This window comes from Lysobacterales bacterium, from assembly GCA_016703225.1.
Taxonomy (GTDB): domain Bacteria; phylum Pseudomonadota; class Gammaproteobacteria; order Xanthomonadales; family Ahniellaceae; genus JADKHK01.
On record JADJCM010000002.1, the window covers coordinates 158,309 to 180,838 of the forward strand.

21 protein-coding genes are annotated in these 22,530 nt (G+C 66.6%); 15 read left to right on the top strand and 6 right to left on the bottom strand.

Annotated features, from left to right (window positions below; all coding sequences use genetic code 11):
• The first annotated feature begins 3 nt into the window (after positions 1-3).
• The 4 genes from IPG63_09225 to IPG63_09240 all read left to right on the top strand — a co-directional run bounded on the left by IPG63_09225 (position 4) and on the right by IPG63_09240 (position 5,272).
• On the top strand, positions 4-576 hold the full coding sequence (locus IPG63_09225) for an RNA polymerase subunit sigma (GenBank protein MBK6727424.1): 573 nt from the start codon (positions 4-6) through the stop codon (positions 574-576).
• Between the two features lie 3 nt (positions 577-579).
• Positions 580-3,243: a serine/threonine protein kinase gene (locus tag IPG63_09230; GenBank protein MBK6727425.1), complete on the top strand. Its 2,664-nt coding sequence runs from the start codon at positions 580-582 to the stop codon at positions 3,241-3,243.
• 69 nt (positions 3,244-3,312) lie between these two features.
• Complete coding sequence (locus IPG63_09235; GenBank protein MBK6727426.1) at positions 3,313-4,410, top strand: hypothetical protein; 1,098 nt, start codon at positions 3,313-3,315, stop codon at positions 4,408-4,410.
• A 40-nt stretch (positions 4,411-4,450) separates the two neighbouring features.
• On the top strand, positions 4,451-5,272 hold the full coding sequence (locus IPG63_09240; protein ID MBK6727427.1) for a hypothetical protein: 822 nt from the start codon (positions 4,451-4,453) through the stop codon (positions 5,270-5,272).
• 15 nt (positions 5,273-5,287) lie between these two features.
• Here IPG63_09240 and IPG63_09245 read toward each other — a convergent pair whose 3' ends face one another.
• From IPG63_09245 to pdhA, 4 genes are all read right to left on the bottom strand, one after another.
• Positions 5,288-6,709: a diguanylate cyclase gene (locus tag IPG63_09245; protein ID MBK6727428.1), complete on the bottom strand. Its 1,422-nt coding sequence runs from the start codon at positions 6,707-6,709 to the stop codon at positions 5,288-5,290.
• A gap of 106 nt (positions 6,710-6,815) precedes the next feature.
• Positions 6,816-8,201: a 2-oxo acid dehydrogenase subunit E2 gene (locus IPG63_09250; GenBank protein ID MBK6727429.1), complete on the bottom strand. Its 1,386-nt coding sequence runs from the start codon at positions 8,199-8,201 to the stop codon at positions 6,816-6,818.
• Between the two features lie 14 nt (positions 8,202-8,215).
• Entirely contained in the window at positions 8,216-9,196 is a 981-nt protein-coding gene (locus IPG63_09255; protein MBK6727430.1) for an alpha-ketoacid dehydrogenase subunit beta, read from the bottom strand.
• A complete protein-coding gene (pdhA, locus tag IPG63_09260; protein MBK6727431.1) occupies positions 9,189-10,268 on the bottom strand; it encodes a pyruvate dehydrogenase (acetyl-transferring) E1 component subunit alpha in 1,080 nt (359 codons plus the stop codon). The genes IPG63_09255 and pdhA overlap by 8 nt, the downstream gene beginning before the upstream one ends.
• 121 nt (positions 10,269-10,389) lie before the next feature.
• On the opposite strand from pdhA, the gene IPG63_09265 reads away from it, so the two are divergent.
• Together IPG63_09265 and IPG63_09270 are read left to right on the top strand one after the other, a co-directional pair.
• Entirely contained in the window at positions 10,390-12,024 is a 1,635-nt protein-coding gene (locus tag IPG63_09265; protein MBK6727432.1) for a site-2 protease family protein, read from the top strand.
• Positions 12,025-12,185: 161 nt separating this feature from the next.
• Positions 12,186-13,724, top strand: coding sequence for an MFS transporter (locus IPG63_09270; protein ID MBK6727433.1), 1,539 nt, complete (start codon positions 12,186-12,188; stop codon positions 13,722-13,724).
• A 53-nt stretch (positions 13,725-13,777) separates the two neighbouring features.
• Here the strand turns inward: IPG63_09270 and IPG63_09275 are convergent, their stop codons facing one another.
• Positions 13,778-14,254, bottom strand: a complete 477-nt coding sequence (locus IPG63_09275) for a winged helix-turn-helix transcriptional regulator (GenBank protein ID MBK6727434.1) — start codon at positions 14,252-14,254, stop codon at positions 13,778-13,780.
• Between the two features lie 116 nt (positions 14,255-14,370).
• Here IPG63_09275 and hppD point away from each other — a divergent pair, with 116 nt between their 5' ends.
• From hppD to maiA, 6 genes are all read left to right on the top strand, one after another.
• Complete coding sequence (gene hppD, locus IPG63_09280) at positions 14,371-15,468, top strand: 4-hydroxyphenylpyruvate dioxygenase (GenBank protein ID MBK6727435.1); 1,098 nt, start codon at positions 14,371-14,373, stop codon at positions 15,466-15,468.
• A gap of 123 nt (positions 15,469-15,591) precedes the next feature.
• Positions 15,592-16,890, top strand: coding sequence for a homogentisate 1,2-dioxygenase (locus tag IPG63_09285; GenBank protein MBK6727436.1), 1,299 nt, complete (start codon positions 15,592-15,594; stop codon positions 16,888-16,890).
• A gap of 39 nt (positions 16,891-16,929) precedes the next feature.
• Positions 16,930-17,181 (top strand): hypothetical protein, encoded by a 252-nt coding sequence (locus tag IPG63_09290; GenBank protein ID MBK6727437.1) that lies wholly within the window; start codon positions 16,930-16,932, stop codon positions 17,179-17,181.
• Positions 17,178-17,579, top strand: coding sequence for a PIN domain-containing protein (locus tag IPG63_09295; protein ID MBK6727438.1), 402 nt, complete (start codon positions 17,178-17,180; stop codon positions 17,577-17,579). Before IPG63_09290 ends, IPG63_09295 begins: the two co-directional genes overlap by 4 nt.
• Before the next feature lie 14 nt (positions 17,580-17,593).
• On the top strand, positions 17,594-18,580 hold the full coding sequence (locus IPG63_09300; protein ID MBK6727439.1) for a fumarylacetoacetate hydrolase family protein: 987 nt from the start codon (positions 17,594-17,596) through the stop codon (positions 18,578-18,580).
• 70 nt (positions 18,581-18,650) lie between these two features.
• Complete coding sequence (gene maiA / locus IPG63_09305; protein MBK6727440.1) at positions 18,651-19,313, top strand: maleylacetoacetate isomerase; 663 nt, start codon at positions 18,651-18,653, stop codon at positions 19,311-19,313.
• 6 nt (positions 19,314-19,319) lie between these two features.
• Here maiA and IPG63_09310 read toward each other — a convergent pair whose 3' ends face one another.
• Complete coding sequence (locus tag IPG63_09310) at positions 19,320-20,423, bottom strand: PilT/PilU family type 4a pilus ATPase (GenBank protein MBK6727441.1); 1,104 nt, start codon at positions 20,421-20,423, stop codon at positions 19,320-19,322.
• A gap of 113 nt (positions 20,424-20,536) precedes the next feature.
• On the opposite strand from IPG63_09310, the gene IPG63_09315 reads away from it, so the two are divergent.
• The 3 genes from IPG63_09315 (at position 20,537) to IPG63_09325 (ending at position 22,397) form a co-directional block, all read left to right on the top strand.
• Complete coding sequence (locus IPG63_09315; protein ID MBK6727442.1) at positions 20,537-20,890, top strand: DUF4398 domain-containing protein; 354 nt, start codon at positions 20,537-20,539, stop codon at positions 20,888-20,890.
• Positions 20,887-21,867: an OmpA family protein gene (locus IPG63_09320; protein ID MBK6727443.1), complete on the top strand. Its 981-nt coding sequence runs from the start codon at positions 20,887-20,889 to the stop codon at positions 21,865-21,867. Before IPG63_09315 ends, IPG63_09320 begins: the two co-directional genes overlap by 4 nt.
• 317 nt (positions 21,868-22,184) lie before the next feature.
• Complete coding sequence (locus IPG63_09325; GenBank protein ID MBK6727444.1) at positions 22,185-22,397, top strand: YdcH family protein; 213 nt, start codon at positions 22,185-22,187, stop codon at positions 22,395-22,397.
• Positions 22,398-22,530 lie beyond the last annotated feature (133 nt).

A 22,530-nucleotide genomic window follows, 5' to 3' on the forward strand; every position in this document is an offset into this window, starting at 1 on the left:
GCGATGACCGAACGTCCGCAGCTCACCCATCTGCTCGATGCCCTGCGCGGCGGTGACCGTGGCGCGCAGAGCCAGCTGTTCGCACTGGTCTACGACGAGCTGAAGCGCATCGCGCGCGGGCATCTGCGACGCGGCCGCCAGGGACTGACGGTGAACCCGAGCACGCTGGTGCACGAAGCCTTCCTGAAGTTCCACAACGCCGGTTCCGGCAACCTGCAGAACTCGGCGCACTTCTACAACGTGATGGCACAGGCGATGCGCCAGGTGCTGCTGGATCTGGCGCGCCATCATGCCGCCGAGCGTCATGGCGGCGCGCTGGTGCGCACCGAACTTGGCGACGAGATCCCCGACGAGCTGTCGCTCGACACCCTGCTCGAAGTGGATGACGCCCTGACCAAACTCGCGGCCTGCGACGCCGATCTCGCGCAACTGGTGGAGTGGCACTTCTTCGGCGGCCTGCAGTTCACCGAGATCGCCGCGCTGCGCGGCCAGAACGAGCGCACCGTACGCCGCCACTGGGACATGGCGCGTGCGTTCCTGCTCAAGGCGATGCACGGCGCCGACGCGGGCGCCTGAGCCGTGCAGCCCGCGCGCTGGCAACGCCTGAAGCCCTGGCTGGAGCTGCTGCTGGACGCGGAGGTCGGCTCGCGCGCAGCCATTCTCGACGCGCTGCCGGGAACCGATCGGGAACTGCGTGCTGATCTGGAAGCGCTGCTGCGCGAGCACGATGCCGGCGCCAGCCTGGATCAGGGCGCGGTCGCGATCGCAGCGCCGCTGCTCGATGCCGGACCCGCCACGGCCGAGATCGAGGGCGAGCGTGTCGGCCAGCAGATCGGCCCGTATCGCCTGAAGCGCCTGCTTGGCAGCGGCGGCATGGGCGCGGTGTACCTGGCCGAACGCGAGCAGGACGGCTTCACCCAGCGCGTGGCGTTGAAGGTGATCCGCAACGTCATCGGTGGCAGTTCGGCACGCAAGCGCTTTGATCGCGAGCGCCAGATCCTGGCCGAACTCAAGCATCCGAACATCGCGCAGTTGCTCGACGGCGGCAGCACCGCGGAGGGCGCGCCGTACTACACGATGGAGTACGTCGAAGGCGTACCGATCAGCGACTTCTGCCGCGGTCGCGGCGAAGACCTGCGCCTGCCGCTGCGACTGATGCTCAAGGTCGCCGCGGCGCTGGCGTATGCGCACCAGCGTCTGGTCATCCACCGCGACATCAAGCCGTCGAACATCCTGGTGACCGCAGAGCGGCACGTGAAGCTGCTCGACTTCGGCATTGCCAAGCCGGTGTCGGTCACTGCCGGCGCATCGCTCACGCGCGGCACGCTCGGGCCGATGACGCCGGAGTACGCAGCACCGGAACAGTTTCGCGGCGGCGCCATCACCGTCGCCACCGACATCTACCAGTTCGGCGTGCTGCTCTATCGCCTGCTCAGCGGACGCCTGCCCTACGACGCCGACCCGCACGACAGCCTTGGCTGGGCGCGAGCGGTCACCGAGCAGGAGCCGATGGCGCTGGTGCGTGCGCTGTCGGTGACGCAGCGGCGCGGGCGCAGCGATCCCGGTGCGCCCGCGCTGCGACGTGCCGGTGACCCGCATCGGCTGCGGCGCTTCCTCAGCGGCGACCTCGACGCAGTGGTGCGCAAGGCGCTGGCGAAGCGACCGGAAGATCGCTACCGCTCGATGGACGCGCTGATCGCCGATCTCGAAGCCTTCCTGCGCGGCGATCCGGTTGCGGCGCGACGCACCGGCGCCGTCGACCAGTTGCGGCGCTTCGTCACGCGCCACGTCGTCGCGGTGGCCACCGGCGGACTGTTCGGCGTGGCGCTGATCGGCGCTACGGTGTTCGCGCTGGGCGAAGCCCGCCACGCGCGCGACGAGGCGGCGCGCGCGAACGCGGCGGTCGGATTCGTCGAAGAGATGTTCGGGCAGCTCGATCCGAGCCGCGGCGGCGCGCGTGAACTGCGCGCCCAGGCCATGCTCGAGTTCGCTGCCGCGCGCATCGACCGCGACAGCGAGGGACAGCCGCTGCTGCTGGTTCGCCTCGATTTGCTGGTCGGCAATGCCTTCGCCACGTTGGGCGATCTGCTGCAGGCCGGGCGTCGTTTCGAGCATGCACGCACCTTATTGCGGCGGGAACCTGGCGCCGATCCGTTACTGGTCGCCCAAGTGCTGGAACGATCGGCCTGGACCACCTACCGCGGCGGCCAGGTTGATGCGGCACTGGCCTTGCTCGATGAAGCCGAACGCCTGCTGGCAGAGGTCGACGCGAGCGGTGCCGACGTCGCCATCGCCATCGCCGCGGATCGCGCGATCTTCGAGCGGGACCGCGGCCGCTACGCGCAGTCGTTGCCCCACGCCGAGCGCGCACTGGAGCTGGCGCGACGCTTTGATCCACCCGGCGGCAGTGAACGCGCCGCACGCGCGCAGTTGCGGCTGGCCACCGCATACAAGGACGTCGGTCGCTTCGAGGAGGCGATGGAGCAGTGCCGCAGCGCGCGCCGCTGGCTGGCGGCGAATCTGGGCGAGCAGGATCTGCTCACCGTCAGCGCCGACGAGTCGCTTGGCTGGATCCTCACCTCCACCGACCGTCTCGGCGAGGCCGAGACGCTGCTCGAAGCGGCCGGCACGCGGCTGCGCGAAGCGCTCGGTCCGGACAGCACGCGCTACGGGACCAACCTGTTCAATCGCGGCTTGCTGTATCGGCGCCTGGGTCAGATCGAGCGCGCGCACGCGGCCTTGGTGGAGGTGACCGAAATCTATGCGCGCAGCTCCGGCGGCGAATCGCTGGGCCTTGGCTGGGCGCTGTGGAATCTCGGCAACCTGTCGCTGCAACTCGGCCGAGTGGATGAGGCCATCGGGGAACTGGAGCGCGCCGATGCGCTCTGGCAACAGGCGATGACCGGGACCTCGCCGGTGCAGGCGCAATTGTGGGCCGATCTCGCCGGCGCCCGCATCCGTGGCGGGCGATCGCGCGAAGCGCTGCAGGCGCTGCCGGCGGCAGTGCAGCGGGTGCGCGCGGCCGACCTCGGCGACGACGAAGTGCTGGTCCGCCTACTGGCACTGCAAGCCGCTGCCGCCAGCGTCGAAGGCGACACCGCAGCCGCCGCCGAAGCGCGTGCGCAGGCGTTGCGTGAAGCCGGCCGCATCGCCACGAGCGCCCGTGCGCGCCGCGAGTTGAGCGCGCGGGTCGAGGCGTGGAGCGCGCTGCGCGCGGATGCATCAGTGATGGTGAGCGACTGAAACGATGCAATGTCCGGTCGCCCGACCGGACTTCGTACAGAACGGAGACACCCACCCGAGGACTCCGCCATGACATCCAGAATCACCCTGCTCGCGCTCGCGCTGACCGCCCAGTTTCCGGTGCAAGCCGCGACGTTCTGCGTTGCCAATAGCGCCGAACTGGCCGCGGCACTCGATGCTGCCGACAGCAACGGCGCCAACGACGACGTTCGCGTGCGTAGCGGCAGTTTTACGGCACCCGTCGGCGGTTTCCGCTACGAGGCCGACCCCAGCGACGCCGACAATAGCCTGGTGTTGTCGGGAGGATGGAACGGGGCAGGGTGCGTTGCTCGAACGCTCGGCGCCGGCGCCACCTTGCTCACTGGCATCGATCAGCGCGACGTGCTGCACGTGATGAACCTGAATTCGTCGAACGCTGCCCACACGATCGCGATCGACCACCTCACCATTGCCCATGGCGGAAATTCTGATGGTGGCGCCGGCGCCACTCCGGCCAGTCTCCAGTTCCAACAGGTATCGGTGCAGGCCGTTGGGCGCATTGAGCACTGTGTGTTCCGCGACAACAGCAGTTCGATCAGCGCCGCAGGTCCGAGCATCCAAAGTTCCGGCACCCTGACGTTTCGCAACAACCTGATTGCCGGCAACAGCACGCTGAACGGCAACGCAGCCGGTGCGATCAGCATGGGTAATGGCCATGCGTATGTGCAGAACAACACGGTCGTCGCCAATTCCATGATTGGCCTCGCTTACACCAGTGGCTGGAAAATGGAGCTGTACGGCAACGCCATCGTCGATCTGAGCAACAACATCGTCTGGGGCAATAGCGGCGGGGCGTCAGTGGGCGGCAGCACCGTGGACCTCTACCCGTCCAGCTACAGCGCAAGCGCGGTGCTGACCATGCACCAGAACAACATCGGCCACGTGCCGGCGGCGTGGCTTCCGGCCGGGCATGTCGGCACCGTATCGGTTGATCCGCAATTCGTTGCAGCCGGCGACTGGCGTCTCACCGCCGGATCGCCGCTGATCGATGCCGGCACCGGCTCGGTCGGGGCTGCCGGTGGTCTCGGCAGCAGCGATCTCGACGGCGCAGCGCGGGTCAACGGTGCTGCAGTGGATCTCGGTGCGTTCGAGAACCGCGAATTCCTGTTCGGCAACGGGTTTGACTGAACCGCTTGCCCGGGGCCGTGACATGCGATGAACTCGCGCCATGGCCCGTGAACCGAAATTGCCGCAGTCGGAAGCCGAGCAGCGCCGCGAGCTCGGCGGCTACAGCGAGGCCGAGTTCGATCGCGAGTTCGTGCGCTCGCAGCGCTCGGACCTCGTCAGCGTGGCGGTTCGCGTGGTGTTGCTGGTCATCGTCTACGGGCTGCTGGCGCGCGCGATCCACCGCTTCGACCCGCCGCCGTGGCTGCTGGTGCTGCCGTTCGCGAGCGAGTTCCTCGCGATCTTCGTGGTCGGTTGGTTCCTCTCGCGCTTCGTGATTTCGTGCAAGAGCTTTCGCAAGAGTGCCGGCGGCACGGTGCTGTTGCTGTTCTGGATGCTGCTGATCGTCGGCGCCATGGCCCTCGCGGTCGTGTTCAATCCCGGCGGCGCCGATCGCGTCGACACGCCGCAGCAGGCGTTCGCCGAAGCCTGGCAATGGATCGTGCGCACCGACCTGCACTGGGCACTGGCCGCGATGTTCGCGGCCCTGCTCGGCTCGACCTTCCAGGAGGTCGTGCGCTGGAAGCAGGAACGCGGCGTGTTCGTGTGGGCCGCGATCATGACTGCCGGCTTCCGCTTCGGCATCGCTTTCCTGGTCGCCTTCCTCGCCACCTTCGTGCTGATCTTCGCCGGCGAGTTGCTGCTGCCGGCGGTGGGCCGGCTGTTCGATGGAGGCGGCAGTGCGCTGACCTGGATCGTCTACGGCTTCATCGTGCTGGTCGAAGTGCTGACCCTGGTCGTCGCGGTGCTGATGCACCGCGACGCGCTGAAGCCGAAGTCGGCCAAGGCTGCTGCGGCCAAGCCCCGGCGCGGCGTCTTGCCCTGAGTTCCCGGCCGCGGTTCAGGCCACGATTCCCGACACGGCTGCGTCGCTGAGCACGACGCGGTCGCGGCCTTCGCGCTTGGCCTGGTAGAGCGCGGCGTCGGCGAGCTGGATCAGTCGCTCCGGCGTTTCACTGGCGAGCGGCACGCCGGCGTGCAGGCCGATGCTCACGGTCAGACCGGCTTGCTCGCCAGCGAACAGGATCGGGCTGCGCTGGACCAGACCACGGAAGGCTTCGAGCTGTGCCATTGCCTCGTCCGCAGTGGTACCAACGATCACCACGATGAACTCCTCGCCGCCGTAGCGCGCGACCAGATCGCTCTCGCGACGAAAGCTCTGCGCCAGCAGCCGCGCCACGTGTTGCAGCGAGGCATCGCCAAAGGGGTGGCCGAAGCTGTCGTTGATGTGCTTGAAGTGGTCGACGTCGACCATCGCAACCGTCAGGCCCAGCTGATTGCGGCTGCACAGGCGCAAGCGCAATGGCAGTTCGTGATCGAGGTGGATGCGGTTGTGCAGCCCGGTCAGGGCGTCGCGGCGATTGGCTTCGGCGAGCCTGGCATTGGCATCGCGCAGGCGCCGGTTCAGTCGCCGCAGCGTGATCGCCCAGAGCAGGATCAGACCGGCGACCAGAGCAGCGATGATCAGCGTGCGCCAGAACAGCCGGTAGTCGAAGCCCTGCTCGAAGCGCACCGCCAGCCAGCGGTTCATGATCGCCTGGGTATCGCGCGGGCCGATCGACTGCACCAGCTTGTCGAACACCTGCGCGAGCATCGGTTCGTCCTTGCGCGTCGCGATGCCCAACTGTGCCTGCTCGCCGGTCCAACCGGCGATCTTCAGGTCCAGCACCTTATTCTGCTGCAGCAGGTGGCCCATGCTGGCCATGTTGCCGAGCACGCCGAACAACTCGCCGGACTGCACGCGTCCGAAGCCGTTGGCGTAGCTGTCGATCTCGACCAGGCGGATGCCGGGATACTTGGCGCGGAACAGCTCTTGCGCCGCGAAACCCTTGAGGATGCCGAGCGGGCGATCGGCGACCTGAACGATGCTGGCGATGTGCTGCACGTCGGCGCGCGTCACCACCACGATCGGCAGTTCCAGGTAGGGACGGGTAAAGCCCAGATAGACCTCGCGTTCGGGCGTGGCATTGGCGAGCGACAGCAGATCGCAGTCGCCGCGCTGCACGCGCTCCAGGCTTTGCGTCCAGTCGGCGGTCGCCACCAGTTCCAGCGTCAGTTGCCCACGGCTTGCCATCAATGCAAGAAAGTCGGCCGCCATGCCGACATGTCGACCCTGCGCGTCGATCTGTTCCAGCGGCGGCCAGTCGGGGTCGACACAGAAGCGGATCGTGCCCTTGGCCTGCAGGTAGGTGCGCTCCTCGTCGGTCCAGTCGATGCCGGTCGCAGCCAGCAACGGTCCGGCCAGCAGGCACAAACCAAGCACGAAGGATCGAACCGCAAGCGGGCACATGCGGCGAGTGTGCAAGAGCCGTTTCGCGCTGCAAAGCAGGCCGAGGTGAACAAACGCGCCGCGTCCCGGCGCGCGGACGTCAGTTCGCGCGCGCCAGGTCGTCGAGCATCACCTTCAGGAATCGCGCCGCCTCGCCGCCGGTGCAGGCGCGGTGGTCGAAGGTGAGGGAGAGTGGCAGCACCTTGTGGGTTTCGATGCCGCCCATGACCGGCACCAGTTGGTGGCGGCCCTTGCCGGCGGCGACGATGGCGACGCAGGGCGGCACGATCACCGGGGTGGCGTAGCGGCCGGCGTACATGCCGAAGTTGGACAGGGAGATGGTGTAACCCTTCAGCTCATCGGCGGCGATCGAGCGGTCCTCGACCTGCGCGCGCAGGCGGTTCACGCCTTCGCGGATCATGCGGGCATCGAGCATGTCGGCATTGCGCAGCACCGGCACCAGCAGGCCCTCGGGCGTGTCGACGGCAATGCCGACATCGACGCGAGAATGCAGGGTGCGCGTGCTGTTCGCCATGTCGAACCAGGCATTGAGCGCCGGTTCGGCCTTGCAGGCGGCGACGATGGCGCGGATCAATCGCGCGGTGATGTCGTTGCCGGGCGTCCACGCGTGCAGGTCGGCATCGTCGCAGAGCGTGGTCGGTACCACCTGGGCATGCGCCTCGGCCATGATCCGCGCCATGTTGCGACGCACGCCGCGGATCGGTTCCGGCTGGCCGGAGGCCTGCACGTTCGGTGGCGTGGTGCGCACGGGTTTGCCGGCGAGGGAGCGCGGGTCGGATGCGAAAGCACCCTCACCCCCAGCCCCTCTCCCGGGGGGAGAGGGGAGCAAGGCAGGAACGGGTGCAACGACCGCAGTCGCTGTGGCTGGGTGTGCGGGGCTGAGACTGGCCGGATTCGCGGCCGCAGTCTTGACGTCCTGCATCGAGATCACGCCGTCCGGGCCGCTCGCGCGCACGCGAGCCAGGTCGATGCCGAGCTTCTTCGCCAGCGCGCGCACCGCCGGCATCGCCTTGATGCCGCCGATCGCGATCACCGTTTCGTGCTTGACCTCGTCGCTGGCCTGCATCGCCCCAACCACAGTGCCGGCATCGGCTCTGCTCCCCTCTCCCCCCGGGAGAGGGGTTGGGGGTGAGGGAATCGAGGTTGGGGGTGAGGGGCTCTTCGCCTTCGGTGCATGATGATGCCCGGTGTCCTCGGCCTCGGCACGCTGCGGCAGGCTGGGGTCGACCTCGAAGGTCGCGAGCGGCGCGCCGGTGTCGATCACGTCGCCGGCCTGGCCATGCAGCTTCGTGACAACGCCCGAGAACGGCGACGGTACTTCGACCACCGCCTTCGCTGTCTCCATCGACACCATCGGCTGGTCGAGCAGTACCTTGTCGCCCTCTTTCACCAGCCATTCAACGATCTCGGCATCGGGCAGGCCTTCGCCGAGGTCGGGCAGATGGAAATCCTTGGTCGTGCTCATGGGTGCTCTCCGGCTCAACGGTAGGCCAGCGTCTTTCTCGCCGCCGCAAGGATGCGGTCGACGCTCGGAAGGTATTTCATTTCGAGGCGGAACAGCGGCATCGGCGTGTCGTATCCGGTGACGCGTTCGACCGGTGCGACCAGGTCGAACATCGCCTTCTCGGCGAGTTGCGCGGCGATCTCGGCGCCGATGCCGCCGCTGCGTGCAGCCTCGTGCACGATCACGCAACGACCGGTTTTCTTCACCGATTCGTGGATGGTGTCGAAGTCGAGCGGCTTCACCGTGGCGACGTCGATCACTTCGGCAGCGATGCCCTCCTGCGCCAGCGCATCGGCGGCCTCCAGTGTTTCCTTGACGTGTGCGCCCCAGGTCACCAGGGTGAGATCGCTGCCATCGCGCAGCACGAAGCAGACATCGAGCGGCAGCGCCTCGCCGTCGTCCGGCACGTCTTCCTTGTACTGGCGATAGATGCGCTTGGGCTCGAAGAAGATCACCGGGTCCGGGTCGCGGATCGCCGCGAGCAGCAGCCCGTAGGCGCGCGCCGGGCTCGAGGGGATGACCACGCGCAGCCCGGGGATATGCGCGAACAGCGCTTCCGGCGCTTCGGAATGGTGTTCCGGTGCGCGGATGCCGCCGCCCCAGGGTGCGCGCAGCACCATCGGGCAGTGCAGGCGGCCGCGGGTGCGATTGCGCATGCGCGCGGCATGGCAGACGATGTGGTCGAACATCGGATAGATGAAACCGTCGAACTGCGCCTCGGCCACCGGCTTCATGCCCTGGAAGGCCATGCCGACCGCAAGCCCGGCGATCGAGGTTTCATCGAGCGGTGTGTCGATGATGCGCTCGGAACCGAAGCGCGCGTGCAGTCCGGCGGTGGCGCGGAACACGCCGCCGTTGACACCGACGTCCTCGCCGAGCACGACCACGCTCGGGTCGTGCTTCAGTTCGTAGGCCAGCGCCTGCGTCACCGCTTCGATCAGGGTGATCTCAGCCATGCGCGCGGCCCTCCCAGGCGAGCGCTTGCGCGCGCTGCGCGGCGATGTCGTGTGGCGCTTCGGCGTAGAGGAAGTCGAAGATCGCCTCGATCGGCTGCGACTTCGTTTCCAGATAGGCATTCACTTCGACATCGACCTCGCGCCCGCATTGTTCCTTCCACGCCTGTTCGCGCGCCTCGTCCCAGGCACCGAGCGATTCCAGATACTTGCGCAGACGCTTCAGCGGTTCGCGGGCCCAGGCTTCCTTGACCTCATCCTCGCCGCGGTAGCGACGCGCGTCGTCAGCGGTGGTGTGGTCGGACAGGCGATAAGTGACCGCCTCGATCACGCTGCCGCCGCCACCGCGGCGCGCGCGCTCGATCGCTTCCTGCATCACCGCGAGCATGGCGATGACGTCGTTGCCATCGACCTGCAGTGACTGCAGTCCGCCGGCGAGGCCTTTCTGCGCCAGCGTCTCGGCGCCGGTCTGGGCGCTGCGCGGCACCGAGATCGCCCACTGGTTGTTCACGATCACGCCAACGTAGGGCAGGGTGAAGGCACCGGCGGAATTGATCGCGGCATAGAAGTCGGTCTTGGACGAGCCGCCGTCGCCGACCACGCTGACCGCGACCCGCGGCTCGTGGCGCAGCTTGAACGCGAGCGCGGCCCCGGCCGCATGCAGGCATTGCGTCGCGATCGGCACGCACCACGGCAGATCATGCTTCGGTCCGGTGAAGTCGTTGCCGCGCTCGTCGCCGCCCCAGTACAGCAGCACGTGGCGCGGCTTCACGCCGCGCACGAATTGGGCGCCGTATTCGCGATACATCGGGCAGAACACGTCCTCGGGTCTCATCGCCACGCCGATCGCGATATGCGCTGCCTCGTGGCCGAGGCAGGAGGCATAGGTGCCGAGCTTGCCGGTGCGCTGCAAGGCCACCGCCTTGGTGTCGAAGACGCGGGTGAAGCTCATGCGCTGGTACAGGTCCACGAGCAGCGCCGGGTCCTTGGCGAATTCCGGCAGCGCGTCGACGACGCGGCCGTCCGGATCGAGGATCTGGCGATAGCCGATGGTGAAACTGGCCACAGTGTCCATTCATGCCCTCCCGAGGCAGGCCGGCTTGATAGCAAGCCACGCGGTTGCAGCGCAAGCCGCATCGCCGCTTGCGCCGGCGGCGCGCATCGGCTACTTCGGAGCAGTCCGCCGGAACCCTTGCATGTTCGATCTGATCGCGATCATCGCCGCCATCGTGTTCATCGTACTCGTGCTGCAGCTGCGCGCGATGCTGGCGATGCCATTCCTGGCCCAGGACGCGCGCCTGGTGACTGGTGATTGGTCGGCCCTGTTCGGCGCCGAGGATGTGATCGCCAAGGTTGCGGCGGAACTGGCGACGCTCGGCTTCTCCGCTCCGCAGTGGCTGTCGATCACGCCGCAGCCGATCGAAGCCGCCAACGTGCGCGCGCTGGCGTGCTGCCGACGCGCGGACGATGGCATGTGCGTGTTCCTGGTGCCGATGTTCCTGGCCGAAACGCCGAACCGCTGCATCTGTTACCTGGCCACGCGTCTGGCCGACGGCCGCACCGTGGTCAGCCAGCCGAGCGATCCGTTCTTCGCGATCACCGCCACCGACGCCGAACCGGCGCAGCTGATCGCTCCCGCAGCATGGCCGCAACTGGTCGAGGCGCACGCGGCTTTCGTCGCCCGGCACGGCGTCGCGGCGAGCGACGCGTGCAGCGATGGCGTGCTGGTCGATCTCGCCGGCCGCTGGATGAACCAGCGCCGCGAGCGCCTGCTGCAGCGTGGCGATCTGGCGCTGGCCGGCGACGGCATCGCGCGACCGCGCCTTGGGTTCGCGCTGCGCGCGCTGCGCGCGTTCTGGTCGCGGCCGAAGTGGCCGGCCAATGTCGAACCGATCCCGAGCGCGCGTCTGGCGTTGATCGCGCAGGCCTCGACGCGCATCCGCGAACGCGCGCCGACCGCGGCCATGCAGTGGCTACTGTTCGTCGCCAGCAACGCGCTGTTCATGCTGATTGGCACGGTGGTGTTCGGTGTGCAGTTCGCGTTGATCCTGCTGGTGGTGATTGCGATTCACGAGGCCGGGCACTACTTCGCGATGCGCGCCTTTGGCTATCGCAACGTGCAGATGCTGGCGCTGCCGCTGGTCGGCGGCGTGACTGTCGGGCACGAGGCGCACCCGCGCGCGATGCATCGGGCGTGGATGGCGCTGATGGGTCCGCTGCCCGGCATTCTGATCGGCTGGGTGCTGATGGCGGTGGCGCTGGCCGCGCGCGACGACGGCTGGTTGCTGCAGGCGGCGGGCGTGTTCCTCGCGATCAACTATCTCAACGTGGTGCCGGTGCCGCCGCTGGATGGCGGTCACATCGTGCAGGCGATGCTGCCGGCGCGCTGGTATGGCCTGCGCGTCGCCTTTCTGGTGAGCGCGTGTGTCGCCGGTGCTGCTTTGTCGATGGCGTTCGGGCTGATGGTCCTGGCCCTGATCGTGCTGCTGCAACTCGGGCAGGCGCAGGGACTGCTGCTCAATCGGCGCGCCATCCGCCACTTGCTCGCGCACGGCGGCATGCCGGTGGATGCGCTGCGCGCACGCAAGTTGCGCCTGGCGCTGGATGCGCTGGAAGCGGTAGCCGGACCGACCGCGCAGGCGAGCGCACGCATCGCGCACGCCGAAGACATCGTGCGCAGTCTCGACGTGGTGCCGATGTCGTGGCCGTCGCGCTTGCTGACCGCAGGCGTCTACGCATTGCTGCTGCTGGTGCCGGGGCTGTTGCTGGTCGCCGCGCTATGGTTCGGCGACGGTCTGGCGCCGCTGCTGGCCGAAGCCGCTGCACGGTGAGCGAGGCTGCGCCAACGGGTGTTCGAATGGTGCAGTGCAACACCAAGAAGATTTGACGCATCCCGGATGCGCCGCTACACCTGCGCGACTTTTTTGCCCGACGGATTTCGGGTTTCCCTGCACGGCGTCCGTCGTGTCGTTTCAGTTCGAGGAGAGATTTGATGAGCGGAGCAGCACTTCCGGGTCAACCGGCCCCACCGCAGTTCGACCAGATCATGGGGCATCCGAAACCGTTGTGGATGCTGTTCATGTCGGAGTTCTGGGAGCGCTTCGCGTTCTACGGCATCCGCTGGGCGCTGGTGCTGTACATCGTCTCTCAGTTCTACGGCGGCGATGCCTCCGGGCAGCAGCCGGCCGGTTTGGTCTACGGTTCCTACCTCGCGTTGGTCTATGCCGGGGCGATCTTCGGTGGGCTAGTGGCCGACAAGTTCATCGGTTATCAGCGTTCGATCCTGATCGGAGCGGTGTTCATGGCCGCTGGCCTGTTCATGATCTCGCTGCCCAACCAGGACGTCTTCAAGCTTGGGCTCGCGACCATCATCGTCGGCAACGGCATGTTCAAGCCGATCATCTCGACCATGGTCGGCAAGCTGTACGCGCAGGACGACCAGCGCCGCGATTCCGGTTTCACCATCTTCTACATGGGCATCAACCTCGGCGCGATGATCGCGCCGCTGCTGACGCAATACCTCGCGCGCAAGATTTTCGGCAGCGACACCCTGCCGGCCTACAAGGTCGTGTTCATCGCCGCCGGCATCGGCATGCTGATCTCGCTGGTGTGGTTCTGGGCCGGACGCGGTCAGCTCAAGGGCATTGGCGAGCCGCCGGCGGGTGGCGAGAGCTTCTCGCGCGTGGTCACGGTCGTGGTCGGTGCGTTGGTGGTGATCCCGGTCGTCTACTTCCTGCTGGCGATGGGCGCCGAAAACCTGCAGATGGTGTTGACGGCGATGTTCATCGGCCTTGCCGCGATGCTGTTCATCGAGGGCCTGAAGAACGGCGCGGTGGCGCGCGACAAGGTGATCGCGATGCTGATTATTTTTGCCTTCAACATCCTGTTCTGGATGTTCTTCGAGCAGGCCGGCAGTTCCTTCACCTTCCTCGCTGACCAGATCGTCAATCGCGACATTTTCAGCGGTTGGCTGCAGGAGATCGTCTATCGCATGAGCGGTGAGCAGGTGTTCCCGACGGCGTGGTTCCAGAGCGTGAACTCGGTGGCGATCATCGTGCTCGCCCCGGTGATCGCGTGGATCTGGGTCAAGCTGGGTTCGTGGAATCCGTCGATCCCGCGCAAGTTCGGCCTCGGACTGCTGTTCAACGGCCTGGCCTTCCTGTTGCTGATGCTGGCGCTGTCCTCGATGGTCGATCCGCAATCCCTGAAGATCCCGTTCTGGACCCTGTTCGCGGTCTATTGGATCCAGTCGATCGGCGAGTTGTGCCTGTCGCCGATCGGTCTGTCGATGGTGACCAAGCTGGCGCCGGTTCGTCTGGTTGGTTTCGGTATGGGCGGCTGGTTCCTCTCCACCGGCATCGGCAACAACCTGTCCGGCATCTTCGCCGGTCACGTCAGCGGCGAAGGCGGCATGACCACGGCGTCAGCGCTCAGCGGCTACACCTTCGGCTTCTGGGCGCTGGTGGGCTCTGGCGTGGTGCTGTTCCTGCTTGCGCCGTTGATCCAGAAGTTGATGCACGGCGTGAAGTGACGCGCTGCAGGCAATGACCGACAACGACGGCGGCTGCGGCCGCCGTTGTTGTTTCAGGGCCGTGGACGCGAGGCCGCCGCGCGGGCGAGGGCGTCGTGGCCTTCGCCGACCAGCTTGCCGAGGATGCGTTCCAGCCACAGTCGCTCCTCGGCGCTGAGCACGGCGAGCAACTCGCGTTCGTAGCGCAGCGCCATCGGTGCCACCTCGGCGTACACCTTGCGACCCTTGGCCGTGAGCGCCAGCACCGAGCGCCGGCGGTCGTCGGCGTGCAGGTCGCGTTTCAGGCGTCCGGCCTTGAGCAGCGAATTGACCGCGCGGCTGACCGCAACCTTGTCCATCGCCGTGCGCTCGGCCACTTCCACTGCGGACAGCCCCGCATAACGTCCCAGCACCGCCAGCACCCGCCACTCGGTCACCGCCAACCCGAAGCGCTCGGCGTACTCGCGCGCGATCGCCTGGCTGATGGTGTTGGCCAGCACCGACAGCTGGTAGGGCAGAAAGCGTTCCAGTTCCAGCGGGGAATTCGGCATCGGCGTGGTCGCAATCGGCGTGCCCGCGGGTGGCGGCGCACTTGCAGATAGTTTCACATGAAACTAAAGTGTCCGCCACCCGCAGCCGCCCCCTGCCACCTGACCGGAGCAACGCCATGAGCGCACAGCCGCAGTCGTCCGCCGACCGCATCACCTTCGACAATCCGATGGGCATCGATGGCTTCGAATTCGTCGAATTCGCGGCTCCCGCCGGTCAGGGCGCCGCCCTGCACGATTACATCCGCAAGCTCGGTTTCGTCGCCGTGGCGAAACACCGGACACGCGCGATCACGACCTATCGCCAGGGCGACTGCACCTTCCTGGTCAACGAGGATCCGGATTCGTTCGCTGCGCGCTTTGCCGCCGAGCATGGCCCGAGCGCCTGCGGATTCGCGATCCGCGTCAACAAGCTCGCCGAATGGGTGCGCGTGCAGGCGCTGAAGAACGGCGCCGAAGCCTTCGATCCTGCGGACGAATTGACCAAGGCGGTGGCGGCACCGGTGATCAAGGGCATCGGCGGCTGCATGCTCTACATCGTCGATCGCTACGACGCCGTCGGCACCATCCACGACCCCGACTACGAGTGGCTGCCGGGCGCCGAGCGCATGCCCGCCGGCTTCGGTCTCACCTTCATCGACCACCTGACGCACAACCTCTACGCCGGAAACATGGAGAAGTGGGCCGAGTACTACCAGCGCCTGTTCAACTTCCGCGAGATCCGCTACTTCGACATCAAGGGCGCCAAGACCGGCTTGCTGTCGAAGGCGATGACCGCACCGGACGGCATGGTGCGCATTCCGCTGAACGAGTCGCAGGACCCGAAGTCGCAGATCAACGAGTACCTGAACCAGTACCACGGCGAAGGCATCCAGCACATCGCCTGCTTCACCGACGACATCTACGTCACGGTCGAACGCATGAAGGCCGCCGGCGTCGAGTTCCTGGATACCCCGGACACCTACTTCGACGTGGTCGATCTGCGCGTGCCCAACCACGGCGAGGACCTGCCGCGCCTGCGCCACAACAAGATCCTGATCGACGCCGACCCTGAGACCAAGCAGCGCAAGCTGCTGCAGATCTTTACCCAGAACGCGGTCGGGCCGATCTTCTTCGAAATCATTCAGCGCAAGGGCAACGAAGGCTTCGGTGAGGGCAATTTCCAGGCCCTGTTCGAGTCGATCGAACGCGACCAGATGCGGCGCGGGGTGTTGTGATGCTCGAACCCTCTCCCCTCGGGAGAGGGCAGGGTGAGGGAAGTCGGAGCGCGCGCTTCGTGCCTCCCTCACCCCCGACCCCTCTCCCGGTGGGAGAGGGGAGACCAGCGAACCGGAGAATCCATGACCACACTCACCTACCAATCCGGCTTCGGCAACGAATTCGCCAGTGAAGCGATTCCCGGCACGCTGCCGGTCGGGCGCAATTCGCCGCAGCGCGTCGCGCATGGGCTGTACGCCGAGCAGATCTCGGGCACAGCGTTCACCATGCCGCGGCACCTGAATCGGCGCACCTGGACCTACCGCATCCGCCCGGGCGCGATCCACGGCCGCTTCGAACCGTTGTCCGAATCGACCTGGCACAACCGCTTCGACGAAGTCGCCGCTGACCCGAACCCGCTGCGCTGGTCCGCGCTTGCGCTGCCGACGTCGCGCACCGACTTCGTCGAGGGCGTGTTCACCATGGCCGGCAACGGTTCGCCGGCGGCGATGGCCGGCATCGGCATCCACGTCTATGCCGCCAATGCCTCGATGGACGGACGCTACTTCAGCAACGCCGATGCCGAGATGCTGCTTCTGCCGCAGCAGGGGCGGCTGCGCCTCACGACCGAGCTCGGGATCATTGAGGCCGGGCCGCTGGAACTCGTGGTGATCCCGCGCGGGATTCGCTTTCGCGTGGAACTGCTCGACGCCCAGGCGCGCGGCTACCTGGCCGAAAACTTCGGCATGCCGTTGCGCCTGCCCGAGCTCGGTCCGATCGGCTCGAACGGCATGGCCAATCCGCGCGATTTCCTGGCGCCGGTGGCGGCGTTCGAGGACCGCGAGGGTGAGTTCGAGTTGGTGCACAAGTTCCAGGGCCGGCTGTGGCATGCGCCGATCGGCCACTCGCCCTGTGACGTGGTCGGCTGGCACGGTAACTTCACGCCGTACAAGTACGACCTGCGCCACTACAACACCATCGGCTCGATCAGCTTCGATCATCCGGACCCGTCGATCTTCACCGTGCTGACCAGTGCCAGCGCCATTCCGGGCACCGCGAACCTCGACTTCGTGATCTTCCCGCCGCGCATCCTGGCGATGGCCGACACCTTCCGCCCGCCCTGGTACCACCGCAATCTCGCCAGCGAGTTCATGGGCCTGATTGAAGGCGTGTACGACGCCAAGGCCGACGGCTTCGAGCCAGGCGGCGCCTCGTTGCACACCTGCATGACCGCGCACGGTCCCGACGCCGCGACCTTCGGCAAGGCCAGCAGTGCCGACCTGTCGCGGCCCGACTACATCGAGCACACCATGGCCTTCATGTTCGAGACCGGTTTGGTCATCCAGCCCACCGCGCAGGCGCTTGTCGCCGCCAACCGCGACCGCGACTACGCCCAGTGCTGGCAGGGCCTGAAGAAGCACTTCGTTCGTCCTGGCGCCTGATTCATTGACGCGGTGATGCAACCGCATCACGATTCAGCGATGAGAACAACGATCGACATTCCATTCCAGGACCACGCCCTGTTCAAGGCGCTGGCGCAGCAGCGCGGCGAAACCCTGGGGGCGACTCTGGTGTCGCTGGCCCGGCAGGCGCTGCAGCCGTCAGGCGTTGGCGAATCGCGCGCCGAATACCGCATCGACATCGACCCGGCTACCGGGCTGCCGATCCTGCAGGGCGGCAAGCGCATCGTTACCCATGAGGAAGTGAAGAAATTCCTCGAGGACAGCGAGTGATCCTGTTGCTCGATGCGTCGGTACTGATCCCGCTGCTCGACGCGCAGCACCTGTCGCACGCGGCCGCGCACGCGGACATTCGCCGCCGGCCAGCGACAGCGCTGCTGGCGACTTGTGCGATCACGCAACTGGCATTGCTGCGCTACCTGATGCGGTTCCGTGACGACCTCGGCATCGACCGTTCGCTGTCGCTGCTGCAGCAGGTGACTGCCAGCGCGCGGCACCGCTTCCTGGCACAGGATTGCGAGCCCGCGCATGGGCGCTGGTTTGGTGTCATCGGCCACGCCCAGGTCACCGATGCCTACCTCGCCGACTTGGCGCGTGCCCACCACGCAAAATTGCTGACGGCGGATCGGGGACTCGCGGCCCTGCACCACGACGTCGCCGAATTGATCTGAAGGAGATCGAACCCGTGAAACTCGCATCCCTCAAGCAAGGCGGTCGTGACGGCACATTGATCGTGGTGAGCCGCGATTTGACCCGCGCGGTCGTGGCCGCAGGCATCGCACCTACCCTGCAGCAGGCGCTGGAAGACTGGAGTACCACGGCGCCGCGTCTGCGGGCCTTGTCCCACGAACTGAATGCGGGGCGTGCCGGGCACACATTCGCTCTCGACATGGATGCGCTGGCGGCGCCGCTGCCGCGGGCCTACGAGTTTGTCGACGGCAGCGCCTATCTGCCGCACGTGGTCCGCGTGCGCAAGGCGCGTGGTGCGGAGGTTCCGACCAGCTTCTACACCGATCCGCTGATGTACCAGGCAACAGGCGCCGGCTTCCTCGGCCCGCGCGACGAAGTGGTAGTGCCGAGCGAGAGTTACGGCATCGATCTCGAAGCCGAAGTCGTGGTCGTCACCGACGACGTGCCGATGGCGGTGACGCCGCAGGCGGCGGCGGACCACATCCGGCTGGTCGGCTTGATCAACGATGTCAGCCTGCGCAACCTGATTCCCGATGAGTTGGCGAAGGGCTTCGGGTTTCTGCAGTCGAAGCCGCGCTCGGGCCTGAGCCCGGTCTTCGCGACTCCGGACGAACTCGGTGACGCCTGGATCGACAGCAAGGTGCATCTGGCGCTGACCACGCACATCAACGGGATCTGGTTCGGTGCCCCCGAGGCTGGAGTCGACATGCAATTCAATTTCGCGCAGCTGATTGCGCATGCCGCCAAGACGCGGCCGCTTTCGGCCGGAACCATCGTCGGTTCGGGCACGGTGGCGAACGAGGACGTTGGTCTTGGTGCGTCCTGCTTTGCCGAACAGCGTACCGTCGAGGCCCTGCGCGACGGCAAGCCGAGCACGCCATTCATGAAGTATGGTGACATCGTGCGTATCGAGATGTTCGACCGCAGCGGGCACAGCGTTTTCGGGGCGATCGAGCAGCGCATGGCACCGCTGATCCGCTGATTCTGGCCGCAGTTGTTGCCGTACCGGGCCTGAGCTAGATTCAGGGCCGGGCCGAGGGAGGATGGCAGGCGTGGACAGCACGATCCGGCTTTATAGCTACTGGCGATCCAGTGCCTCGTATCGGGTGCGCATCGCGCTGAACCTCAAGCAACTCAAGCATGAGGTAGTGCCGGTGAATCTGGTGCGCGAGGGCGGCGAGCACCACAGCGCCGAATTCCACCAACTCAATCCGCAGGAACGTGTGCCGGTGTTGATCGACGGCGGGCGTGTCATTCGCCAGTCGCTCGCGATCATCGAGTACCTGGAGGAGGTCTATGACGGCAACCACCTGTTGCCGGGCACTGCGCGCGAGCGCGCGCGGGCTCGTGGCTTGGCCCACCTGATTGCGACGGACATCTCGCCGATGGGCAATCTTGGGGTGCTGCAGTATCTGGAGTCGGAAGACGGCATGCCGCAGATCGAGCGCGAGCGATGGGTCCGCACCTGGATCACGCGCGGTTTCGCCGCACTTGAGGAACTGCTCGCCGACAATCCATCCACCGGCGATTTCTGCGAGGGCGACGTACCCTCGATCGCGGACTGCTGCCTGGTGCCGCAGGTCTACAACGCGCGCCGCTACGAGGTCGACCTGGCGCCGTTCCCGACCATTCGCCGCATCGACGCGCGCTGCCTGACGCTGCCCGCGTTCGACGCCGCGCGCCCCGAGAGGCAGCCGGACGCGCCGGCGCCCTGAGCGGGATCAATAGGCGTTCGGATCGTAAGGGTCGTGCTCGGCGCCGCCGCCGCCCTCGGCGAGGCGGATCTTGAGCGCGAGGCCATCGCGCGAGTCCGCCTTGTTCAGCGCCTCTTCCAGTTCGACCTTGCCGTCCTTGTACAGCCGGAACAGGGCCTGGTCGAAGGTCTGCATGCCTTCCTCGAGCGAGCGGTCCATCGCTTCCTTGATCTCGTGCACCTGCTGCCGGCGCATCATGTCGCGGATCACCGGCGTGTTGATCAGGATCTCCACCGCGGGCAGGCGCTTGCCGTCCTTGCCGAGCACCAGTCGCTGCGAAACCACGGCCTTCAGGTTCAGCGACAGGTTCATCAGCACGTTCTTGTGCGAAGCCTCGGGGAAGAAGTTCAGGATGCGCTCGATGGTCTGGTCGGCGTTGTTGGAATGCAGTGTCGCCAGGCAGAGGTGGCCGGTCTCGGAGAACGCGATCGCGGCCTCCATCGTTTCCTCGTCGCGAATTTCGCCGATCAAGATCACGTCCGGCGCCTCGCGCATCGCGTTCTTCAGCGCTTCGTGGTAGCTGCGTGTATCTAGGCCAACCTCGCGCTGATTGACGATCGACTTCTTGTGCCGATGCAGGAATTCGATCGGATCCTCGATCGTGAGGATGTGCCCGCTGCTGTTGCTGTTGCGATGGTCGATCATCGCTGCGAGCGAGGTCGACTTGCCCGAGCCGGTGGCGCCGACCACCAGGATCAGTCCGCGCGGCTCCATGATCAGGTCGCTGAGCACCTTCGGCAGCTTGAGCATGTCGAAGGTCGGGATCTCGCTCTTGATCGCGCGGATGACCATGCCGACTTCGCCGCGCTGCTTGAATACGTTGACGCGGAAGCGACCGGCTTCCTTGACCGCGATCGCGATGTTGAGCTCGAGATCGCGCTCGAACGCCGGCACCTGGCCTTCGTCCATCAGCGAATAGGCGATCTTCTTGACCATGCCCCCGGGCAGGCCGGTGTTGCCGAGCGGATACAGCTTGCCCTCGACCTTGATGTTCACCGGGGCGCCGGTGGTCAGGAACATGTCCGACGCACCCTTCTCCGCCATCAGTTTCAGGAAGTAGCCGATATCCATGCGCGCCTCACCCGTTCGTCTTGTTGCCGTTGCGTCTTGTCGTTGCAAACGCCGCTGGGGCTTTCCACAATACCCGGCAATCAGCATGCATGCGACTTATGACATTTCCCCGATTGAAAATCCATCTTCCCGGTCTCCTTCTGCTGGCGCTGGCGGGGTGCGTATCGGTCCCTGATCCCACCGCCGACATCGAGCGTTCGGCGCTGCTGGTGCAGGGCGCACTGGCGGCGCAGGCCGAGGTATATGCGCCGGTGGAGCTGCGTTCTGCAAAGGAGCGCATGGCGCAGGCGCGCAGCGCACTGGCTGGCGGCGACCGCCGGCGCGCAGCACGATGGGCGGCGCAGGGTGAGGCCGAGGCCGAATTGGCGATGGCGCGTGCGCGCCTCGCACGCTTGCGCGCAGCGACCGCGGCGCAATCGGCGGAGAATGCAAAATTGCGTGCCGAACTGCTTGGGGAGTCGCCATGAGCCGTTTGCGCGCCCTCTCCCTGGTCTTCCTGCTCGGCGGCGCCCTTCCGGTCGATGCGGCCAGGCGTGACCTTGAATACGAACGCATCGAGCAGCAACTGCGTGCCTTCGAGGCCGATCCCGAGATCGGCAGTCTGGCTCCGGCCGAAAGCTCGCGCGTGCGCGAGACGCTGGCGCAGATGAAATTGGCGGGCATGCGTGGTGAAGAGCGCGAGCATCTGTCCTACCTGGCGGAACGGCGCCTCGATGGTGCGATCGCCGCCGCCAACGCTGTGCATGAGGAAAGGCTCCTGACCCAGCTGCAGCGTGAACGCGATCAGATCCTGCTCGAGGCCAGTCGCCGCGATGCCGAGATGTCGCGACTCGAAGCCGAGAAGCTGCGTCTGCAATCGTTGGCGCGTGCCGAGGAAGCCGAGCGCGCGCGCAGCGACGCCGATGCTGCACGTGCCGAAAGCGTCGAGAGCGCGGCGCTCGCCGATGCCGCCCGCGCCGAAGCGGATCAGGCGCGACGCGTGGCGCAGGCACAGTCAGCCGAGGCCGAACTGGCCAAGCGCGAGGCCGAACTGGCAGTGGCCGCCGCTGACAGCCTGCGTATGCAGATGCAGTCGCTGACCGCGCGCGAGGAGGCACGCGGCAGCGTGATGACCCTGGGCGAGGCGGTGTTCGCTGCCGGGCGTTCGCAGTTGCTGCCCGAGGCCATCGAGAATCTCGACACCGTCGTGGACTTCGTCAATCGCGACGTCACGCGCAGCGTGCGCATCGAAGGACATACCGACGCCAGCGGCAGCGACAATGCCAATCAGGTGCTGTCGCAGCAGCGTGCGGATGCGGTGCTGGCGGCGCTCGCGGCACGCGGAGTCGATGCCGCGCGCATGACCGCGATCGGTCGCGGGGAGACGGTCCCGGTGGCTTCCAACGAGAGCGCCGAGGGCAAGGCCCGAAATCGCCGCGTCGAGATCATCTTGCTCGGTCGATAACGTTTTCTTAACTCGCAACCGGCTGTTTTTTCGGGCGTCGAAAACGGGCAGAAATCCGGCTTGCCGGGCTTCCGGGAACGGAGTAGGTTCGAGCCACATGCCGCACCGTATCGATGTCCGGCATGGCAGGAAGGTCCGACGATGCAAGCCTGTTGCAGTCTCGAGGAAGCCGCCGCCGACCACCACCGGGTGCGTCGGCATCAGGTTGATGCCGCGCGCCGCAATCCGGACCCGTGCCCCCCACGCGCACCCACGTCGACGGCTTCGTGCAGGCGTCGACGCGCCGTGGCGCCTTTGCATGCAGAGGAGGTCAGCTGATGTTCGAATCACAACAGCGTGAAGTCGAGGCGATGATGAGCCAGAGCCCGGAGTTCCGGAGTCTGTTCCTCAAGCATCGCGAACTCGACAAGCAGGTCCGTGACGCCGAGTTGGGCGTGCTGCCCATCGACGACGTGACCCTGGTTCGGTTGAAGAAAGAGAAGTTGTGGGCCAAGGACAAGCTCACCAACATCTGGGAGCACAGGGCCTGAGGCGTCGCCGCACACGGAGTGCGGCAGGAATCGTGCAGGGCAGGACCCTGCGGTGGGAGCAGCCGGAACGGATTGCGCAGGCAGACGGTGCTCCTCGGCGGCGGCCGGTGGCGAATGCCCCGGCCGTTCGCTT